6 protein-coding genes are annotated in these 4,348 nt (G+C 51.4%); 3 read left to right on the forward strand and 3 right to left on the reverse strand.

Annotation, left to right across the window (positions count from 1 at the left end; translation table 11 throughout):
- The first annotated feature begins 64 nt into the window (after positions 1 to 64).
- The 3 genes from FYJ34_RS00640 to FYJ34_RS15510 all read left to right on the forward strand — a co-directional run bounded on the left by FYJ34_RS00640 (position 65) and on the right by FYJ34_RS15510 (position 1,874).
- Positions 65 to 1,258 carry a leucine-rich repeat domain-containing protein gene (locus FYJ34_RS00640; RefSeq protein ID WP_154475325.1) on the forward strand — a complete coding sequence of 398 codons (1,194 nt, stop codon included), beginning with the start codon at positions 65 to 67 and terminating at the stop codon, positions 1,256 to 1,258.
- 166 nt (positions 1,259 to 1,424) lie between these two features.
- Positions 1,425 to 1,631 (forward strand): leucine-rich repeat protein, encoded by a 207-nt coding sequence (locus tag FYJ34_RS15505; protein ID WP_416389700.1) that lies wholly within the window; start codon positions 1,425 to 1,427, stop codon positions 1,629 to 1,631.
- 105 nt (positions 1,632 to 1,736) lie between these two features.
- Entirely contained in the window at positions 1,737 to 1,874 is a 138-nt protein-coding gene (locus tag FYJ34_RS15510) for a hypothetical protein (protein WP_416389701.1), read from the forward strand.
- Positions 1,875 to 2,229: 355 nt separating this feature from the next.
- Here the strand turns inward: FYJ34_RS15510 and FYJ34_RS00655 are convergent, their stop codons facing one another.
- Genes FYJ34_RS00655 through FYJ34_RS00665 form a run of 3 tightly spaced genes read right to left on the reverse strand, consistent with a single transcriptional unit; the run spans position 2,230 to position 4,286 of the window.
- Complete coding sequence (locus tag FYJ34_RS00655; protein ID WP_154475327.1) at positions 2,230 to 2,862, reverse strand: leucine-rich repeat domain-containing protein; 633 nt, start codon at positions 2,860 to 2,862, stop codon at positions 2,230 to 2,232.
- Positions 2,863 to 2,874: 12 nt separating this feature from the next.
- Positions 2,875 to 3,063 (reverse strand): leucine-rich repeat protein, encoded by a 189-nt coding sequence (locus FYJ34_RS13035; protein ID WP_154475329.1) that lies wholly within the window; start codon positions 3,061 to 3,063, stop codon positions 2,875 to 2,877.
- A 38-nt stretch (positions 3,064 to 3,101) separates the two neighbouring features.
- Positions 3,102 to 4,286 carry a leucine-rich repeat domain-containing protein gene (locus tag FYJ34_RS00665; protein ID WP_154475331.1) on the reverse strand — a complete coding sequence of 395 codons (1,185 nt, stop codon included), beginning with the start codon at positions 4,284 to 4,286 and terminating at the stop codon, positions 3,102 to 3,104.
- Positions 4,287 to 4,348: the final 62 nt, after the last annotated feature.

Consider the following 4,348-nt stretch of genomic DNA (forward strand, 5'->3'; position numbering starts at 1 on the left):
GAAGTAGAGTAGGAAGGATCCGACGGCAGGAGAAAAGGGCGACAGAAGGAAAAGGAGAGTATTTATGAAAAAGAGCAGGATAATGGCGTGGCTTTTAATAGCAATGTTGTGCATATCTGCCCCCATGACAGCGCTGGCAGAAGGAGAGGATTCGAAAGCTTCCGGGGCATCATCGGCAGTCGTGCCAGAGGCGGATACTTTGGAAGCAGCGGCAGCAACGGAAGGAGAAGCTGCAAACGCCGGAAATTCCGGGCAGGAAGAAGCAGTGGCGCCGGATAGTGGAACACAGATACTGCCGGAAACACAGTCGGTTTCTGAAACGGCAGAGGCTGCAGATGCGGAAGGCACCGACGGGGAAGCAGACGCTTCTTCTCCCTGGCAGGCGGAAGACTTTACCTACGGGATGATCGAGCATACCTTAAGCGGATGCAACTATACGCGTGAGATCCAGGTTCAGGGGACCGGGATCCTGGGATTGTCCGATTCGGGAAAGGAAAAGATCCAGGTCAACAAGCATCTGGTACTTCCGGGGAAAGCGCCGTCAGGAGAGACGATAGTAGGAGTAGGTCCCAATGCATTTGCCAAAATGGGGATCGAGACCATCACGTTTCCCGAAGATATGATGATCCCTTATGATGACACAGTCACCCACACCATCACACGAAGAGGAAATTTCATTATCAAAAGCGGGGCTTTTTCTGATAACAATCTTACAGCGATGGATTTTCCCGAGGGAATTCTGTTTATTGACGCTGCGGCATTTAAAAACAACCGTATGACGGAGGTGCGGTTTCCGCATACGCTTTGGATGATCGGAAACCAGGCGTTTGCCTCCAACAGTCTGCGTCAGGTACAGCTTCCCGTTACCTGCGATTTTCAGTTCCAGATCGACAATATGGCGTTTGCTGACAACCAGATCCGTTCCGTCACGTTGCCGGATTATACGGAAAAGGTCTTTATGTACAGCTTTTTCAAGAATCCCGGAATGGAGGAGATCCCGGCCGAGGCGCCGGACAAAGTCAAAGCGGAAGGAGCCGGAGTCGTTTATATGTATACCAACAACGACGCTTTGTTCCAGCTGGATCGGATTCACCATCTGGGAAGGACGGCCGCCAACCAGAAATCCTGGGTACAGAAGCTGATAAAGGGAGAAGATACCCAGACAGTATGGGGAATCCGGGATTTTACCTATGAGGGGAATACGGTCACAGGACTTTCCGAGAGCGGATCCAGAAACGGGCGAAGAATAAAAACCTGATCCTTCCTTCCCGCACAGATACCGGAGAAGTGGTAAAGGCTGTCGGAAAAGGCGGGACGATAGGAGCTTTCGTGACGGCAGAGGAAGGATTTGATTCCGTAGAGATCCCGATACGGTAGAGACTATAGGAGACAAGGCGTTTCATTCCAGCGGTCTGAAAAGCGTCGTGATCCCTAATTCCGTTACATCTATCGGGATACAGGCATTTAGCAATAATCAGTTAAAAAAGGTGACGCTTCCGGATTCTGTTACTACATTGGGCGGAGCGGCATTTTCTGACAACCGGATGTTGGCGGAAGTGCAGATTTCTGGCCGGCCTGACGGAACTGATGCCTACTGTGTTTGGACTGACAGGAAACAATGTGTCCAATGAAAATTTAAAGACGGTGATCATCCCGAAGGGAATCCGGAAAATCGGAAGGGTGCTTTTGGAGGACAGGCAATAGAAACCCTCAGTCTTCCGGAAGGACTGCAGGAGATTGATGCGTCTGCTTTTAAAGGAAACCATCTGTCTTCCCTGGCTCTTCCCGGAACCGTGACCAAGGTGGGAAACAGCGCTTTGAGCAGGGAGGCGCGGGAGGCTTTCTTACGTCCCTCTTTCTGTCGGATGGCTTAAAAGAGATCGGAAGCAAGGCTTTTGGCCAGAGGGGCTTTGAGCCGGGTGGATCTGCCCTATGGACTGCAAAAGATGAACAAGCTGGCGTTTGACGAAAATCAGACGGTGCCTGTGCCGGCTTATACACCCGAATGAAGAGGCGCACAAGCCGCTGGAAGTGGCGGGAGCCACCTTTACCATCAAAAAGCGGAGGATGTTTGGACGGTCAATGACTTTACCTACGATGAGGCAGGCCGCCTCCTCCCGCTGCTCCGTCTCCGATGGCGATAATATCTTCTCCTTTCGTGTTCTGATTCGGGAAGATCAAAGTGTCCATGGAGGTTTTTCTTCGCATGACCGCTTTCCGAGAATCCGGTTATGGTAGTGCCTGCCTCATCGTAGGTAAAGTCAATTGACCGTCCCAAAACATCCTCCGCTTTTTTGATGGTAAAGGTGGCTCCCGCCACTTCCAGCGGCTTGTGCGCCTCTTCATTCGGGTATAAGCCGGCACAGGCACCGTCTGATTTTCGTCAAACGCCAGCTTGTTCATCTTTTGCAGTCCATAGGGCAGATCCACCCGGCTCAAAGCCCCTCTGGCAAAAGCCTTGCTTCCGATCTCTTTTAAGCCATCCGACAGAAAGAGGGACGTAAGAAAGCCTCCCGCGCCTCCCTGCTCAAAAGCGCTGTTTCCCACCTTGGTCACGGTTCCGGGAAGAGCCAGGGAAGACAGATGGTTTCCTTTAAAAGCAGACGCATCAATCTCCTGCAGTCCTTCCGGAAGACTGAGGGTTTCTATTGCCTGTCCTCCAAAAGCACCCCTTCCGATTTTCCGGATTCCCTTCGGGATGATCACCGTCTTTAAATTTTCATTGGACACATTGTTTCCTGTCAGTCCAACACAGTAGGCATCAGTTCCGTCAGGCCGGCAGAAATCTGGCACTTCCGCCAACATCCGGTTGTCAGAAAATGCCGCTCCGCCAAATGTAGTAACAGAATCCGGAAGCGTCACCTTTTTAACTGATTATTGGCTAAATGCCTGTATCCCGATAGATGTAACGGAATTAGGGATCACGACGCTTTTCAGACCGCTGGAATGAAACGCCTTGTCTCCTATAGTCTCTACCGTATCGGGGATCTCTACGGAATCAAATCCTTCCTCTGCCGTCACGAAAGCTCCTATCGTCCCGCCTTTTCCGACAGCCTTTACCACTTCTCCGGTATCTGTGGCGGGAAGGAAGGATCAGGTTTTTATTCTTCGCCGTTTCTGGATCCCGCTCTCGGAAAGTCCTGTGACCGTATTCCCCTCATAGGTAAATCCCGGATTCCCCATACTGTCTGGGTATCTTCTCCTTTATCAGCTTCTGTACCCAGGATTTCTGGTTGGCGGCCGTCCTTCCCAGATGGTGAATCCGATCCAGCTGGAACAAAGCGTCGTTGTTGGTATACATATAAACGACTCCGGCTCCTTCCGCTTTGACTTTGTCCGGCGCCTCGGCCGGGATCTCCTTCCATTCCGGGATTCTTGAAAAGCTGTACATAAAGACCTTTTTCCGTATAATCCGGCAACGTGACGGAACGGATCTGGTTGTCAGCAAACGCCATATTGTCGATCTGGAACTGAAAATCGCAGGTAACGGGAAGCTGTACCTGACGCAGACTGTTGGAGGCAAACGCCTGGTTTCCGATCATCCAAAGCGTATGCGGAAACCGCACCTCCGTCATACGGTTGTTTTTAAATGCCGCAGCGTCAATAAACAGAATTCCCTCGGGAAAATCCATCGCTGTAAGATTGTTATCAGAAAAAGCCCCGCTTTTGATAATGAAATTTCCTCTTCGTGTGATGGTGTGGGTGACTGTGTCATCATAAGGGATCATCATATCTTCGGGAAACGTGATGGTCTCGATCCCCATTTTGGCAAATGCATTGGGACCTACTCCTACTATCGTCTCTCCTGACGCGCTTTCCCCGGAAGTACCAGATGCTTGTTTGACCTGGATCTTTTCCTTTCCCGAATCGGACAATCCCAGGATCCCGGTCCCCTGAACCTGGATCTCACGCGTATAGTTGCATCCGCTTAAGGTATGCTCGATCATCCCGTAGGTAAAGTCTTCCGCCTGCCAGGGAGAAGAAGCGTCTGCTTCCCCGTCGGTGCCTTCCGCATCTGCAGCCTCTGCCGTTTCAGAAACCGACTGTGTTTCCGGCAGTATCTGTGTTCCACTATCCGGCGCCACTGCTTCTTCCTGCCCGGAATTTCCGGCGTTTGCAGCTTCTCCTTCCGTTGCTGCCGCTGCTTCCAAAGTATCCGCCTCTGGCACGACTGCCGATGATGCCCCGGAAGCTTTCGAATCCTCTCCTTCTGCCAGCGCTGTCATGGGGGCAGATATGCACAACATTGCTATTAAAAGCCACGCCATTATCCTGCTCTTTTTCATAAATACTCTCCTTTTCCTTCTGTCGCCCTTTTCTCCTGCCGTCGGATCCTTCCTACTCTACT

This window comes from Suipraeoptans intestinalis, from assembly GCF_009696485.1.
GTDB lineage: Bacteria > Bacillota > Clostridia > Lachnospirales > Lachnospiraceae > Suipraeoptans > Suipraeoptans intestinalis.